The organism is Bradyrhizobium sp. AZCC 1578, assembly GCF_036924675.1.
Taxonomy (GTDB): Bacteria; Pseudomonadota; Alphaproteobacteria; order Rhizobiales; family Xanthobacteraceae; genus Bradyrhizobium.
The window spans coordinates 1,359,332-1,374,009 of the sequence record NZ_JAZHRZ010000001.1; the positions used below are offsets into that span (position 1 = coordinate 1,359,332).

Genomic DNA, 14,678 nt, shown 5'->3' on the forward strand with positions numbered 1-14,678 from the left:
GCTGCGGCCCTCAGTCGCGGGGATGTGACGATTTGGCCGTAAACTCGGCATTCACCATATGCAGCAGGCTTTCGGCGCGGATTTTATGAGGCCGTCATCGTCTGCTTGACCTTCTCGACCAGCGCGGAGAGCGCAAACGGCTTCGGCAGGAAGGCGAATTGTTCGTTCTCCGGCAAGCTCTTGTCGAAAGCCTCTTCAGCGTAACCTGAGACGAAGATGATCTTCAAATTCGGATTGCGCTTGCGCATTTCGCGCAGCAGCGTCGGACCGTCCATTTCCGGCATCACCACGTCGGAAACGACGAGGTCCACCGCACCGTCCTTTTCGTCCAGCGCCTCCATCGCCTCGATGCCGTTGGAGGCCTCGATCACACTATAGCCGCGCGAACGCAGACCGCGCGCATTCAACGACCGCAAGCCGTCCTCGTCTTCCACCAGCAGGATAGTGCCCTGCCCGGTCAGGTCGGGCCGCGGCTTCGGCAGCCCGGCCGCCCCTTCCCTGGCCGCGCCATTGGCGGCGGGCGCCTCCGGCTGCGCTTCCAGCTCGGGCCGATGACGCGGCAGGAAGATGCGGAACGTGGTACCTTCGCCGGGCGTGGAGTCGACATAGACGAAGCCACCGGTCTGCTTGACGATGCCGTACACCGTGGAGAGACCGAGCCCGGTGCCCTTGCCGACCTCCTTGGTCGAGAAGAACGGCTCGAAGATCTTGTCGACGATGTCGGCCGGGATACCGGTGCCGGTATCGGAAATGTCGATCCGCACGTAATCAGCGGCCGGCATGCCCTTGTGCGAAAGCTGCGCGGCTTCGTCCACCGTCACGTTGGCGGTCCTCACCGTCAGTTTGCCGCCATCGGGCATCGCATCGCGCGCATTGACCGCAAGATTGACGACCACCTGTTCGAACTGCGAGACGTCGACCTTGACCGGCCAGAGATCGCGGCCGTGCACGAGGTCGAGCTTGACCTTCTCGCCGATCAGGCGGCGCAGCAGCATGGTGAGGTCGGAAAGCGCATCACCGAGGTCGAGCACCTGCGGCCGCAACGTCTGGCGGCGCGAGAACGCGAGCAGCTGCCGCACCAGCGTCGCCGCGCGGGTCGCGTTCTGCTTGATCTGCATGATGTCCTGGAACGACGGATCGGTCGGCTTATGCGCGTTCAAGAGGAAATCGTTCGCCATCATGATGGCTGACAGCACGTTGTTGAAGTCGTGCGCGATGCCGCCGGCGAGCTGGCCGACCATGTCCATCTTCTGCGACTGATTGATCTGGTTTTCCAGCGTGCGCCGCTCGGTGGTCTCGAGCAGATAGACGATGGCCGCTTCGGTGTCGCGCTCGTCCTCCTCGACGGCGGTAACGAAGAACTGCCCCCAGCGCTCCTTGGCGCCGTCGAGCATGACTTCCACCGGCGCGATGTCGCCCTGCCCTTCGGCCGCCTGGTTGATCGCCGAGATCAGAAGGCTGCGGTCGCGCGCATTTACCGTGCGGAAGATCGACTTGTTGGCCGCGCCGTCCGAGCTCAGGCTTTGCGCGAGCTTGGCAAAGCGGGCGTTGGCGCGCACCACCGTGCCGCCGCGGTCCACCGTCGCAATCGCCATCGGCGTATGGTCGAAGAACCGCATGAAGCGGACTTCGGCGGCACGTTCGGGGTCGGAATGCTCGTCGCGCGTGCGGCTGATCACGAGCGTGCGCGACGAACCCGGCGAGCCGTCGGCGCCGAAGGCGAGCTTGTGGTAGAGCCGCACCGGCATTGTCTTGCCGCCGCGCATGCGCAGGTCGATGTCGAACACTTCGGTTTTGACCTCGCCGGGTACCGCCACGATCGAGGTCAGGAGCGAGGCGCCATCGCCGGAGACGATATCGTTAAGCTTCAACCCGCCGGATCCAATCTCGGCGAGATCGTAATCGAGCCAGTTCGCCAGCGTGGCGTTGACATAGATGACGTCGCCAGCCGGATCGACCGAGAAGAAGCCGCATGGCGCATGATCGAGATATTCGATCGCGTGCTGCAGTTCCCGGAACACATCTTCCTGACGCTCGCGGTCCCGCGTGATGTCGGCGATCGACCACACCGCGTATTTTGCTTCGCGCTTGCTCTGGCCGAGCGGACGAACCCGCATCCGAAGCCAGCGGCCCTGCGCGCCGTCAGAGCCGGCGATGCGGACCTCCTCCTGCTGCCGCTTGCCTTCACGGGCGGCCTTGAGCAGGCGGAACACGGCTTCGGAGACGTCGGGATTGCCGATGAAGACGCGCTCGACCGGCCGCACGTCCTGCGCGGTGGCAGCTCCGGTCAGCGCGAGATAGGCGGCGTTGGAATAGACCACATGGCCTTTGGGGTCGGTCACCGCCAGCCCGTCATAGGCGTGATCAGCGATGCGGCCCATTACCGGATCGTCGGCGCCGCGGTCGGTGAAGCGGATGATACCGGCGGCAAAGGCGAACAGATTGAACAGGCCGACCATGGCCAAAAGTGCCAGCACGCCGAGAATATAAGGCTGAGCCTGGGCACGGCCGATGGTCATCAGGGCCACCGCCACCGCGACGATGCCGGCGGCCACCAGCAACACCAGCACGATGCTACCGCCCCGCCGTGCCGGCTCATGGGCCGCGAAGGGCTCGGTGGGCGGACGGCTGTCGGTTTCGGCGGTCATCTGAAGAGGCACTGCCCGTCGGCAAGGAGGTGACGCGCGGGGTCGCGCGCCGCTCCTGAGTGCCTGAATCGGACCCGCAAGCGCAAGTCCATCAGGCGGTTATTTGACAGGTTGAAGGCATTTCAAGGCGTTTTTCCAGCGGTTCCCCTCACATTCCTCGGTTAGCAAACCCGTTCTTGAGGCGCATGACATAGCCGATGATCTCGGCCACCGCGTGATAGTGCTCGACCGGAATCTCCTCGTCGATATCGACGGTGGCGTAAAGCGCGCGCGCCAACGGCACATTCTCCACGATCGGTATGTCGTGCTTCTTGGCGATCTCCCGGATCTTGAACGCGATGTTATCGACGCCCTTGGCGACGCAAACCGGCGCCGACATGCCGCGATCGTAGGACAGCGCCACCGAATAGTGAGTCGGGTTGGTGATGATCACGCTGGCATTGGGAACGGCGGCCATCATGCGCTTCTTCATCCGCTGCACGCGCAACTGCCTGATACGGCCCTTGATGTGGGGGTCGCCTTCGGACTGCTTGAACTCGTCCTTGATCTCCTGCAGCGACATCTTCTGCCGCGTGTACCATTGCCGGTACTGGAAGAAGTAATCGGCGATCGCGACGGCCGCCAGCATCGCCACCACCGCACCCATCAACTGCAGCGTCAGGTTGGTGGTAACGTCGAGGATCGCCGAAGGATCGAACATCAGGAACGATTCCAGCCGATGACGCTCGGGCCACAGCACCGCCATCATGACGGAGCCGAGCGCGATCAGTTTGAACAGCCCTTTGGCGAAGTTCGCCACCGCCTGTTTGCCGAAGATGCGTTTCAGCCCCGCGCCGGGCGATACTTTACTGAACTTCGGTTTGAGCGATTCCGACGACCACACCAGCCGGTGCTGGATCATGTTGCCGGCGATCGCGGCAAGGGCCAGCATCAGCAGCGGCACGCCAATCGCGCCGAGCACGGCGTAACCCAGCGTGTTGCCGAGCGCGAGCAGCGCCGCGCCGTCGGCGCGAAGCTGGCCTGCATTGGCGATCAGGTTACGCAGCGGCATCAGAATGCCGCCGCCGATCGATCCCGCGAACGTCGACAATATCAGTGTGCCGCCCGCGATGATGAACCAGGTGTTGACCTCCTGGCTCTTGGCAACGTCGCCCTTGGCAAGCGCATCGTCGAGACGTTTTTGCGTAGGGTCTTCTGTTTTGTCGTCGGTATCGTCGGCCATCGTGGCATCCTAGCATTTTGTTTGAGCATGATCTCCGCGCAAACGCGTTCCGCGTTTGTCGCGAGGGAAAACCGGCACCCACTTTTCCGGATCATGCTCTATTTCAGCGGCGTCAATTCGTGCATCACGCCGATGAAGTAGTTGAGATAAGTCGCCATCATTCCGGTGAGGACGAGGGCGAAGATCAGAAAGCCCACCATGATCGACAGCGGCACGCCGACGAAATAGACCTGCATCGCCGGCATCAGCCGCGCCAGCACGCCGAGGCCGATATTGAAGACGAGGCCGAACACCAGAAACGGCGCGGAGAGCTGTATGCCGATCTTGAACGCGGTCGCGAAGGCGCGCGTGGCAAGCGCCGCCACGTCACCGCTCGGCATCAGCTCGCCCGGCGAGAAGATCCGGTAACTCTCGTTCAGCGCCGCGATGACAAGGTGATGGGTGTCGGTGGCAAACAGCAGCGTCATGCCGAGAATGGAGAGGAAGTTGCCGATCAGCACGCCCTGCTGCCCTTGCGTCGGATCGACGGCGGTGACGAAGCCGAGGCCGAGCTGCTGGGCGATTACCGAGCCTGCCACCGCAAGCGCCGCCAGCGTCACGCGCGCCGTGGCGCCGAGCACGATGCCGATGGCGATCTCGTGCACCAGCAGCACCCCGATCGCCGTCATCGAGGTCAGGTCGACCTGGTAAGCGGTGCGGTGCAGCGGCAGGATGATCAGTGTCAACAGCAACGCGATCGCGAGCTTGATGCGCACCGGGATATTGCTCTCGCCAAATCCCGGCAACAGCATCACCATGGCCCCCACGCGGGCGAACACCAGCATGAAGGTGGCGGCAAGGGCCGGCAGCAGCGATATGTCGACACGCATTTATCCACAATGCATCAACCGCCTATGATTCGCGACGATATCCGCATCATGTGACCGTGCAGCGAATCGGCCATGAACGGCAGGGCAAGCAGCAGCGTGACAAAGATTGCGAGGATCTTCGGCACGAAGATCAGCGTCTGTTCCTGAATCTGCGTCAGCGCCTGGAACAGCGACACCACGACGCCGACCACCAGGCCAATCACCATCAAGGGCGACGACACCACCACGATGGTCCAGATCGCATCGCGCGCCACGTCGAGGGTTTCGGCACCGGTCATAGCAAGCTTCCTTGTTCGAACTTTCGACCGTCATTGCGAGGAGCGAAGCGACGAAGCAATCCATCTTTCTGTGGCTCGATGGATTGCTTCGCTACGCTCACAATGACGAAACTATCGCCCCGGGATGACGTCCCAGGGGACGTCAGATCGGCATCTTCATGATGTCTTCGTAGGACTGGATGACCCGGTCGCGCACTGACACCAGCGTCGAGACCGCGACGTCGGTTTCGGCGACCGCCGTCACCACGTCCATGACATTGGCTTTGCCCGCGGTCATCGCCATGGTCTGGGCGTCGGATTTCTTGCCGGCATCCAGCACGCTTCCCACCGCGTCCTTGAGCAGCGCGCTGAAGGACGGGCCGCCGGTGGATTGGCCGCCCTTCTCGGCACCGCCGGATTCCATGATGCGCGAAAGCGCGGCGTAGGCGTTTGCTGCAACGGTCGGTGAAGCCATTTTCTATGGTTCCTGTTCAAGCCTTGAGGATATCGAGGGTGCGTTGAATCATGCGGCGTGTGGCGCTGATGATGTTGAGGTTGGCTTCATAGGACCGCTGCGCCTCGCGCATGTCGGTCATTTCGACCAGCGGATTGACGTTCGGATATTTGACGTTGCCCGCAGCATCCGCCGCCGGATTGCTCGGCTCGTGCTTGACGCGAAACGCCGACTGGTCAGCCCTGACCTTGCCGAGCGTCACCACGCGGGCGTCCAGCGTGCGGTCGAGCGCCGAGGAAAATGTCGGAACCTTGCGGCGATAGGGATCGCCGCCCGCCGATGGCGCGGTGGAGTCCGCATTGGCGATGTTTTCCGAGATCACCCGCATCCGCCCCGCCTGTGCGCGCAGGCCGGAGGTCGCGATGCTCATCGAGCGGGCGAAATCGCTTCCATCATCTGCCATGATCCGGTTCTCCTAATCGCGCCGCGTCAGCGCTTTCCGATGGCGGTTTTGAGCAGGCCGAGGCTGCGGCTGTAGAGCGAAGTGGCGGCCGCGTAATCCATCTGGTTGGCCGAGACCTTCATCATCTGGTCTTCCAGATTGACCGAGTTGCCGGCAGGCTTGGTCAAGAAGCCGCTCCTGCCGCCATCCCCCCTGAAGCTCTGGCGGCCGCCGGAGACGCCGATATGGGTGGCACTGGTGCGCAGCATGGCGAGCGAGCCCATCGCGCCGCCGACATTGGTGCCCTTGTTGTCGAATTTCGGCTCAACCAGGTCGCTCGGCCTGAAATTCGGGGTGTTGGCGTTGGATACGTTTTCGGCGAGCACCCGTTGGCGTTCCTGGTGCCATTGCATCTTGGTGCGCAGCGCCGACAGGATCCGAAGATCGTTGATGGCCATCGAGCCGTTCCCCGTTAACCTCTGGCAGACGCCGCGAGGTAGGCAGAATTTGCCCGGTGTATGGTTAACGGCTGGTTAAAATCGCGCCTGGCGGCCGTGGACGTCGGCCAATGCCCGCTGACAGCGACGAAATGAGCGCATTTTCGCCACGAAAACTGCGTTAACCAGCAGCAACCAACCCGGCGTGGGGCGCTCAGAAGTCGTTTTGGGTCAAACGATTCTTGGTCTATTAATTAACCCGGATGGCGGCGTTCGCCGTGGGGATTAAGAAATAAGGCCGATCTCGGGCATGATTCGCCGGTTGCGGATCGTTCAGGGCATGATCCCGCAAACGGGAACCGCTTTCCCAAAGGGAACATGCTCGGACCGGAAGACCTAAGACCGCACTCGTCGAAGCCAGCAGCAAGAGAACGGCCCGTGGCCGGGGACTAAAGAATGCAGACACTGACATTCCTCTTCGCATTCATCGCCGTTCTGGCGCTGATCGGCGTGGCCGCATGGCTGGTCCGCCGCTTCGCCAACAACCGCCTCGGCGCCAACACCCAGCGCGGGCGGATGCCGCGGCTTGCCGTGATCGACGCCGCCGCCGTGGACGGCCGACGGCGCCTCGTGCTGGTACGGCGCGACAATGTCGAGCATCTCCTGATGATCGGCGGTCCGAGCGACATCGTGGTCGAACCCAACATCGTGCGCGCAATGCCCAATCGCGATCAGATGGCGCCACGCCCGGCGGTCGGCGAGCAGCCGCCGCGGATCGCGCCGCTGCCCGATGCCGCCTGGAGCGAGGAAGCGGCGAGAGCCGATTTGCGACCGACCGACGGCTTCGATCACCACGCCGAACCGCAAATGCCGGAGCCGCCGCCGCGACCCGCACGTCCCTCCTTCGCAGACGATCTCCGCCGGCCCGCGCCGCCGCCGGAGCGTCGTAGCGATCCATTGACGGGCTTTGCGCCGGAATCGATCACCGGTCGTCCCGAAGCGGCTCCGCCGCGCCTGACCCGCAACGAACCGCTAATGCCGCGGCCGCAGCGCGAGTTGCCGCAGCGTGAGTTGCCCAAGGCACCGCCGGTGGTCCGTGAGGCGCCGCCAGCTCGCGAGGCACCGACGGTCCGTGAGGCAGCGTCAGTCCGCGAGGCACCGACAGGCCGTGAGGCGCCGCCTGTCCGCGAGGTACCTGCAGTTCGCGAGGCGCCGGTTCGAGCGCCCGAACGCGCCGCGCCGCCGCCTCCGCCCCCTCCACCCCCCGCGCCGTCGAGCGCCGACCAGAATCTCGCCGAGATGGCGCAGCGGCTGGAAGCCGCCCTGCGCCGGCCGGCCGAACCGGTGGCGCCGCCGGTAGCGCCGGAAACGCCGCCTGCCCGTACCTCCCGCAGCGACCCCCCCGCTCCTCCCACACCCGCTCCGCAGAAGAGCGGCTTCGAGAACCTCGAAGACGAGATGGCGTCATTGCTGGGCCGTCCGAAGAACCCTTCGTGAGGCCGGCGACTTCTCCGCGTAGAGTTTTATTTTTCCTAATCCTGACCGTCGCCGGATCGCTCGCCGATCCGGCGCTGGCGCAGGATATCAGCATCAATCTCGGCCAGGGCGGCGGCGGGGTGACCGAGCGCGCGATCCAGTTGATCGCGCTGTTGACGGTGCTGTCGATCGCGCCCTCGATCCTGATCATGATGACGTCGTTCACACGGATCGTCGTCGTGCTGTCGCTGCTGCGCACGGCGCTGGGCACCGCGACCGCCCCGCCCAACTCCGTGATCATTGCGCTTGCAATGTTCCTGACCGCTTTCGTGATGGGCCCCGTCCTGCAGAGGTCCTATGACGACGGTATCAAGCCGCTGGTCGCCAACGAACTCGGCGTCGAGGAAGCGCTGCAAAAGGCCTCTGTGCCGCTGCGCGGCTTCATGCAGAAGAATGTCCGCGAAAAGGATCTGAAGCTGTTCGTGGACCTCTCGGGCGAGCCGCCGCCGGCGACGCCGGAAGACCTGTCGCTGCGGATTCTGGTCCCGGCCTTCATGATCTCCGAACTGAAACGCGCCTTTGAGATTGGCTTCCTGCTGTTCCTCCCCTTCCTGATCATCGATCTCGTAGTCGCATCCGTGCTGATGTCGATGGGTATGATGATGCTGCCGCCGGTCGTGGTGTCGCTGCCGTTTAAGTTGATCTTTTTCGTGCTGGTGGACGGCTGGTCGCTGGTGGCAGGAAGCCTGGTGCAGAGCTACGGTGGGAGTTAGCGGCGATTTCTGCCGGTTCCGCGGCAAATAGGTCAATATTGATTACGTATTTGCAGCGGAGTTTCGCAGCGAATTTAAGGTGAGATTAGTTCCTTTGTGCACAATGGATGCCAGGAACTGACTTACCAAACGCATCACCGGATTAGAAATGGCAGGCCAGCCGATCGGCGACATGGACGTCGAATACGCCACGACGATAGCCGACCGGGCCATGCGGTTGATGTCGCAGCAGTCGGTCCCTCCCACCCCCACCAATTTCGCCGTCTGGTTCGAATATTCCCTGGGCAGTTCGCTGGCGCTGCGAAAGACCATCGACATTCTGATTGCGGGCAAGCGCAAATTCGACGCGGCAACCAACCACGAACTCTATGTTACCTATGTGGCGCAGGCCGGTGCCGATCCGTTTGGCGACCTTCCCGATCAATTGGGCGGGCTGATCGAGACCGCGCAGCAATTCCTCAACACTGCCGTCACCGACAACCGCAGCCACATCGAGGCGCTCGGTGAAGTGTCTTCCGAGGCCGCTGGTACCGGCGATCCCCGGACGATCATTGCAAAACTGGTTGATGAATTGTCAAAGGCGACGGCCCGGGCCGCCAAGCTGGAGGCGAATTTCGCCGCCACGTCGGAGGAACTGGATAGCATCCGCGACTCGCTCAAAGCGGCCGAGCAACGCTCCAACACCGATGCGCTGACCGGGCTGGCCAACCGCCACTCGATGGATGAATTCCTTCGCCTCGCCCAGATCGCAGCGATGGAAAAGGACGAGCCGCTCAGCGTCTTCCTGATCGACATCGATCACTTCAAGAAGTTCAACGACGATTATGGCCACCAGGTCGGCGATCAGGTGCTTCGGCTGGTCGCCAAGGTCTTGCAGGAAGGCGTTCGCGAAGTCGATCTCGCCGCCCGCTACGGCGGCGAAGAGTTGATCGCGGTGCTGCCGGGCGCCGATCTGCAGGCTTGCACGGCCGTTGCCGAACGCGTTCGCCGGCGCATTGCCGAAGCGAAGCTGACACGCCGTGCGACGGGCAAGGAGATCGGCAGCATTACGGTATCGATAGGCGTGTCACAATTCCGCCTCGCCGAATCCGCGGAAGCCATGATCGAGCGCTGCGACCGCGGGCTTTATCAAGCCAAGCGACTCGGCCGCAACCGCACGGTAACGGAAACCGAGCTCGAGCCCGAGGCCGGCGCGGCCTAAAGGCTTTATCCGTTCTGATTTAACAGAACCGCGCCTTCATCCTGTGTCGCTTGCAGAGTTGCCTTAATTCGTACGGGAGAAAAAGTCGCTATCCCGCTCCGGCGCGGAACTATTGCCGCAATCCCGGCTTATCGTGGACGCCCTACAGCCGGGAGTATTCCATGAAGATCGCAGGGATGATTATGGCTGCCGCCGCGGCCCTCAGCATCGCGGGGACGTCGGCTCTTGCCCAGCAACCGCGTACGGGAATGGTGACGAGAATAGACCGGATCAGCGGCACCATCACCATCAAGGATATGCCTGAAGGCACCACCGGCGCGAATACCGGCGCTGCAGCCGAAGAATTCAAGATCCAGGATGGCGCGCGGCTGAACGCCCTGCACGCCGGCGACAGGGTCACCTTCGCAGTGAACGACACGCCAGGGACCAAGACCATCACGAAAATCGACAAGACGGACGCGGTCACCAAGATCGAGAAGAAGTGAGGCGAAGCAGCATCCCACTTTGTGATGCATTGCTTCGATCAAGGACAGCGAGGCCCGGAGTACCCTAAGGCAAATGACGTTTCCTTCGAAACGTCATTTGCTTGGGGAGTCCGGGCCTCGTCGTCACCTGAGCCGCCCCATCCGGATCAAGGAGCCGCTCGGCATAAACGCACCTCAAAGCAATCGGGCCGGTGTTGCCTTGATCTGCCGCAAATCACCCGCTAGCGCGGCGACCGCCCGAGTGAAGCGCGAATTTCAGCGGCCGCCTCGTCGCAATACTCGTTCAACTTCTGGAATCGTTGCTGCAGCGCCAAGAGTTTGACGGCGCGTTTTGCCGGCCCTTCCCGATCAATATTAAATCTGTCGGCGGGCGATGGACGGGACGTCGCGGCCTCTACAGCCGCCAGCGCTGCCCGTATCGATGTCTCGCGACCGTTGGTGGAAGACATTTTGCACGCCTCACAAATGCGCAATCCGGCCGGACTCGGTCCGGTGGACTTTCCGTGGAGTGACGCGCCAGCGTTGCGAGTTTGCACCCTGCAGTGTGTTGGTTGGATGCCCGGCCGGGGTCGATTTGGTGGCAAAACACGGACGCCCGCGGCGAATGAGTGGCACGACCTCGTAGTCTTACGGACTTTCTGTCCACGATTAGGATGCAATCGGCAACCAGCATTGCTGAATTGAGTCGTTTGTTGCTTCAGCGATAGTTCGATATGCCCGCCCAGCCTTCAGAAACCGGTCTGCCGCCGCGCTGCGAGATCTGCGGCGGTGGTACGGTCCAGATCGGAAAGCTGCCCCGGATCGGACTGCGTCCTCTCGTCTACGTTTATAAGTGCGACACCTGCAACCAGATCACTTCGATCGAGCCCGAGCGGCAGGACAGCCCCACCATCAGCCCTACCGTCACCCCGCCGATGCCGAAGTCGCGCGGCAAGAAGGCTCCGCACAGGGTCCCCCGGCGACAACCACACTGATCGCCGCCTTCAGAGCGCGACTTTCCTAGTTCCTGAAAACGCCGCGATTGCGGCTGGACCGGGTTTCATCTCAGGAATCCCGCATGTATAGCTTCGGCCAAACTCCACATGAAGAAGAGGCAGGGCATGTCCGAGGGCTTCATTGACGAACTGCACAACGCGCTCGGCAAGGGCGCGGTGCTATCAGGCGCTGACATCGACGCGCGCTATCACCACGACCTCACCGGCAATCCGGCGCCCAAACCGCGCGCAGTCGTTCGCCCCAGAACGACGGAGGACGTCTCCGTGCTGCTGCGGCTCTGTCACCGCGAAGGCGTCCCCGTTACGACGCAGGGCGGCATGACCGGGCTGGTGCGCGGCGCGCTGCCGAATGCGAACGAAATCGTGCTCTCGATGGAGCGCATGAACAGCGTCGAAGAGGTCGATGCCTCAGCCGGCGTCGCCATCGCGCAGGCCGGCACGCCACTGCAAAAACTGCAGGAGCGCGTCGAGCAGGACGGCCTGATGTTTCCGCTCGACCTCGGCGCGCGCGGCAGTTGCACCATCGGCGGCAACATCTCGACCAATGCCGGCGGCAACCGCGTCATCCGTTACGGCATGACGCGTGACCTGATTCTCGGCCTTGAGGTCGTTACCGCCGACGGCACCGTTCTGAAGGGCCTGCGCAAATACATCAAGAACAACACCGGCATCGACTTAAAGCAGCTTTTCATCGGCAGCGAAGGCATCCTCGGCGTCGTGACGCGTGCTGCGCTGCGTGTCTTTCCCGCGCCGGCGGAGCGGCAGGTGGCGCTGTGCGCCCTCCCCTCGTTCGGCCAGGTCATGGCATTCCTGAAGCTGGCGCGGCAAAGTCTCGGCGGCGAATTGACCGCATTCGAAGTGATGTGGAATGCCTACTACCGCCAGACCGTCGAGCGTGTGAAGGGGGTGGTTGGCCCGCTGCCGACCCACCATCCCTTCTATGTGCTGCTGGAGGCCTCAGGAAGCGACGCTGAACGCATTCGGGACGGCCTCGAGAAGATGCTGGAGACGGCGATGGGAGATAATTTGATCCTCGACGCCACGCTTTCGACCTCGAACGCGTCCGTGGCTGCGATCTGGCGCATCCGCGATTCCAGCGTCGAACTCGGTCGCAGCTTTCCATTCACGGCACGGATGGGGTTCGATGTCAGTGTGGCCATCGACAGGATGGAGGAATATGCGGATACGCTGGATGCACGCGTCAAAGCGATCGATCCGCAAGCCTTCACCATCGTGATGGGACACGTCGGCGACGGCAATTTGCATCCCAGCGTGTATCACGAACATACGCCTGACAAGCACGATGAGTTCGAGAAGCTGGTCTACGACCTCACGGGCGAGTTCGGCGGCTCGATCTCGGCCGAACACGGCATCGGCATCCTCAGGCGACCCTATCTGAAAATGAGTCGCACCGAAGAAGAGATCGAAACCATGCGCACACTCAAGCGCGCGCTCGACCCGAAGAACATCCTGAATCCTGGGCGAATTTTTACGGTGTGAAAGGCGTTTGGCGATCGCATATCGAGCGTCAGGGCTACGAACTGATGCCGAGATGATCGTCGGCCGCAGAAGCAGGTGGCGGCCCGGGTGGCAAGTTGTCCGGAGCCGGCTGTGTCGGGATATGCTTGGTGAATATCCGGATGACGCGGCCTTTGACGGGCGGCAGTTTGTCGAAGAGATCGGACGCGATCTCCTCCACCGCGTCCCGCAAGGCCACGAACTGCGCCTGCCTTGCGATGCTCTCGGTGCCCCTGACACCTCCGAGTTCATCCATCGCGGCATCGCTGATCTGGCATTCGACCGTCTCGCCGTCGTTCAGCATGGTGAACTTGAACGCAAGGCGTTCTCTGTCATGTCCAACAATTCTGTCCCGGGTCAACGGCATTCGACGATCAGCTTTGAACGGTAGGCGTGGCTAGAATCGGGTGAGAGGGCGCCGAAGCTTTCGTAATGCGCCAACACGTCAAAAATTGGCCGAAGCTGCGGCCAAATCCACTACCTTGCTACGTCCTCGGGCTCATTTGGAATAGGCGTGGTCGTCTGCGCCGCGGTATGGCTGTTGGGGCTCCCCCTCGTGCGCCGACCACCATTCCATCACGGCCCGAGCGACCTGGTCCCACAGCAGCGTCGGAAGATCGGGCACCGCGATCCTGACCACGTGGCGATTGCATGAGGTATCGCGAAACCACTCCGCTGCGCCGAAATCGAAGCCGAAACTCCCCGCATGCCGCAGCGGCAATCCGGCTCTTCGCAGGTCGTCGCACAAATCCGCCGCCACTTGCTTCGTCTGCTTCTCGTCGAGCATTCGCTTCGGCGCCAGTGTGACATAGAGACCGTGCGCGAAATGCAGCTCCGCCGACGAGCCGGCAAGCCCGGATGCAAAACAGCGGGCCGTCCGCCTGCTGTTGCGCAAAATGGCCGCCATCCGCCTGTCAGTCAGAGCCCGATAGGCCTTCGTTCCGACGTAGGGCGGGAAATGCGCAGGGACCGCCGCGCCGCCGAACAGTCGCACGGCATTGCGCGTTTCGTTGGCGAGGTCCTCCAGCCGCTCCTGCTTTGCCGGGGCGACGTGCTTTTCGCAGGCGACGAAAACCGCCGAGCCGAGCCGGCCGTACTCCACCCCGAGGGAATCAAGCTTGGTATGGCTGCGCACCAGCGCGATCGGGACTTTCCAACGCCGTGCCCAGCTCACAACCCGGCGGATTCGCCCCGAGCCCGTCGAGAAGCAGGTCGTGTCGAAAATCACGAGATCGAGGCGCGGCCTTGCGCAACGGAGGGTCGCCTCGAATGCGGCAGCGGGCGTGCATGAATCGAACAGAAGAATTCGCGGTCGATTAGAACAAAAGGCGACCTCGTCCGGAGAGCTTTTCAACGGGACCAGGCGAAACTGACGTGCATGATTTTCGATCAGCTCGAGGGTCTCGCCATAGGCGCCAGGCAAAACCAGGATGTCCGCCTCAGATGCCAAGCGTGCGAAGGCCAGCAGCAGTGCCGATATCGCCGCCATCCCCGAGGACGTATAGATGGTCTGGTTCGCCGATGTCGAATGGTCGTAAAAGGATGGGCCGCGCACTTCGAGGTCTGCGCGCTGATAATCGTAGCTGAACGTGAACGGCCCGGCGCGCAGCCGGCCCGGATGTGCCCAGGCTGTTTCCGTGAACGCCCAATCGTGCAGCGCATGCTGGGCCTTCAGGGCTGCGGCGATGTGAAATTTTTGTTCAATCACCTCGACCACCGAGGTCGGATGCCGCAGCGCCAAAGGAGTGTCGAGGAAACCGTTCAGCAACGTGATTTCCTCGTGTTTCCTGTCGAGATAAGCCTCAAGTGTTTCCATGGCTGGCTTCGACCGACCCTGCCCTGCGATAACGTGCCGGAAGGGCATTGGGTCCACGCCACAGAAAACGCATCGGTGCTCGGGC

At 62.6% G+C, this 14,678-nt stretch carries 14 protein-coding genes; 5 read left to right on the forward strand and 9 right to left on the reverse strand.

Annotated elements, in window-relative coordinates; genetic code table 11:
• Positions 1–83: 83 nt before the first annotated feature.
• The 7 genes from cckA to flgB form a co-directional block, all read right to left on the reverse strand.
• Positions 84–2,648: a cell cycle histidine kinase CckA gene (cckA, locus tag V1290_RS07025; protein WP_334363703.1), complete on the reverse strand. Its 2,565-nt coding sequence runs from the start codon at positions 2,646–2,648 to the stop codon at positions 84–86.
• Between the two features lie 148 nt (positions 2,649–2,796).
• The gene (gene flhB, locus V1290_RS07030) at positions 2,797–3,870 is read right to left on the reverse strand and encodes a flagellar biosynthesis protein FlhB (protein ID WP_334363704.1); all 1,074 of its coding nucleotides are present in this window, start codon (positions 3,868–3,870) and stop codon (positions 2,797–2,799) included.
• Positions 3,871–3,968: 98 nt separating this feature from the next.
• A complete protein-coding gene (fliR, locus tag V1290_RS07035) occupies positions 3,969–4,739 on the reverse strand; it encodes a flagellar biosynthetic protein FliR (RefSeq protein ID WP_334363705.1) in 771 nt (256 codons plus the stop codon).
• 14 nt (positions 4,740–4,753) lie between these two features.
• The gene (gene fliQ, locus V1290_RS07040; protein WP_057860162.1) at positions 4,754–5,017 is read right to left on the reverse strand and encodes a flagellar biosynthesis protein FliQ; all 264 of its coding nucleotides are present in this window, start codon (positions 5,015–5,017) and stop codon (positions 4,754–4,756) included.
• A gap of 142 nt (positions 5,018–5,159) precedes the next feature.
• Positions 5,160–5,471 carry a flagellar hook-basal body complex protein FliE gene (gene fliE, locus V1290_RS07045; RefSeq protein WP_028348650.1) on the reverse strand — a complete coding sequence of 104 codons (312 nt, stop codon included), beginning with the start codon at positions 5,469–5,471 and terminating at the stop codon, positions 5,160–5,162.
• 16 nt (positions 5,472–5,487) lie between these two features.
• Entirely contained in the window at positions 5,488–5,913 is a 426-nt protein-coding gene (gene flgC, locus V1290_RS07050; RefSeq protein ID WP_028348649.1) for a flagellar basal body rod protein FlgC, read from the reverse strand.
• Positions 5,914–5,939: 26 nt separating this feature from the next.
• A complete protein-coding gene (flgB, locus tag V1290_RS07055) occupies positions 5,940–6,350 on the reverse strand; it encodes a flagellar basal body rod protein FlgB (protein WP_334363707.1) in 411 nt (136 codons plus the stop codon).
• 435 nt (positions 6,351–6,785) lie between these two features.
• On the opposite strand from flgB, the gene V1290_RS07060 reads away from it, so the two are divergent.
• From V1290_RS07060 to V1290_RS07080, 5 genes are all read left to right on the forward strand, one after another.
• Positions 6,786–7,826 carry a flagellar biosynthetic protein FliO gene (locus V1290_RS07060; protein WP_334363708.1) on the forward strand — a complete coding sequence of 347 codons (1,041 nt, stop codon included), beginning with the start codon at positions 6,786–6,788 and terminating at the stop codon, positions 7,824–7,826.
• Positions 7,823–8,578 carry a flagellar type III secretion system pore protein FliP gene (fliP, locus tag V1290_RS07065; RefSeq protein ID WP_334363709.1) on the forward strand — a complete coding sequence of 252 codons (756 nt, stop codon included), beginning with the start codon at positions 7,823–7,825 and terminating at the stop codon, positions 8,576–8,578. Before V1290_RS07060 ends, fliP begins: the two co-directional genes overlap by 4 nt.
• A 220-nt stretch (positions 8,579–8,798) precedes the next feature.
• A complete protein-coding gene (locus tag V1290_RS07070; RefSeq protein ID WP_334368955.1) occupies positions 8,799–9,779 on the forward strand; it encodes a GGDEF domain-containing protein in 981 nt (326 codons plus the stop codon).
• Between the two features lie 161 nt (positions 9,780–9,940).
• Positions 9,941–10,264 (forward strand): copper-binding protein, encoded by a 324-nt coding sequence (locus V1290_RS07075; RefSeq protein WP_334363710.1) that lies wholly within the window; start codon positions 9,941–9,943, stop codon positions 10,262–10,264.
• Between the two features lie 1,082 nt (positions 10,265–11,346).
• Positions 11,347–12,759 carry an FAD-binding oxidoreductase gene (locus tag V1290_RS07080; protein ID WP_334363711.1) on the forward strand — a complete coding sequence of 471 codons (1,413 nt, stop codon included), beginning with the start codon at positions 11,347–11,349 and terminating at the stop codon, positions 12,757–12,759.
• A gap of 34 nt (positions 12,760–12,793) precedes the next feature.
• Here V1290_RS07080 and V1290_RS07085 read toward each other — a convergent pair whose 3' ends face one another.
• Both V1290_RS07085 and V1290_RS07090 read right to left on the reverse strand, forming a co-directional pair.
• Complete coding sequence (locus tag V1290_RS07085) at positions 12,794–13,138, reverse strand: DUF1488 family protein (protein WP_334363712.1); 345 nt, start codon at positions 13,136–13,138, stop codon at positions 12,794–12,796.
• Positions 13,139–13,276: 138 nt separating this feature from the next.
• Positions 13,277–14,593: a hypothetical protein gene (locus tag V1290_RS07090; protein WP_334363713.1), complete on the reverse strand. Its 1,317-nt coding sequence runs from the start codon at positions 14,591–14,593 to the stop codon at positions 13,277–13,279.
• Between the last annotated feature and the right edge of the window lie 85 nt (positions 14,594–14,678).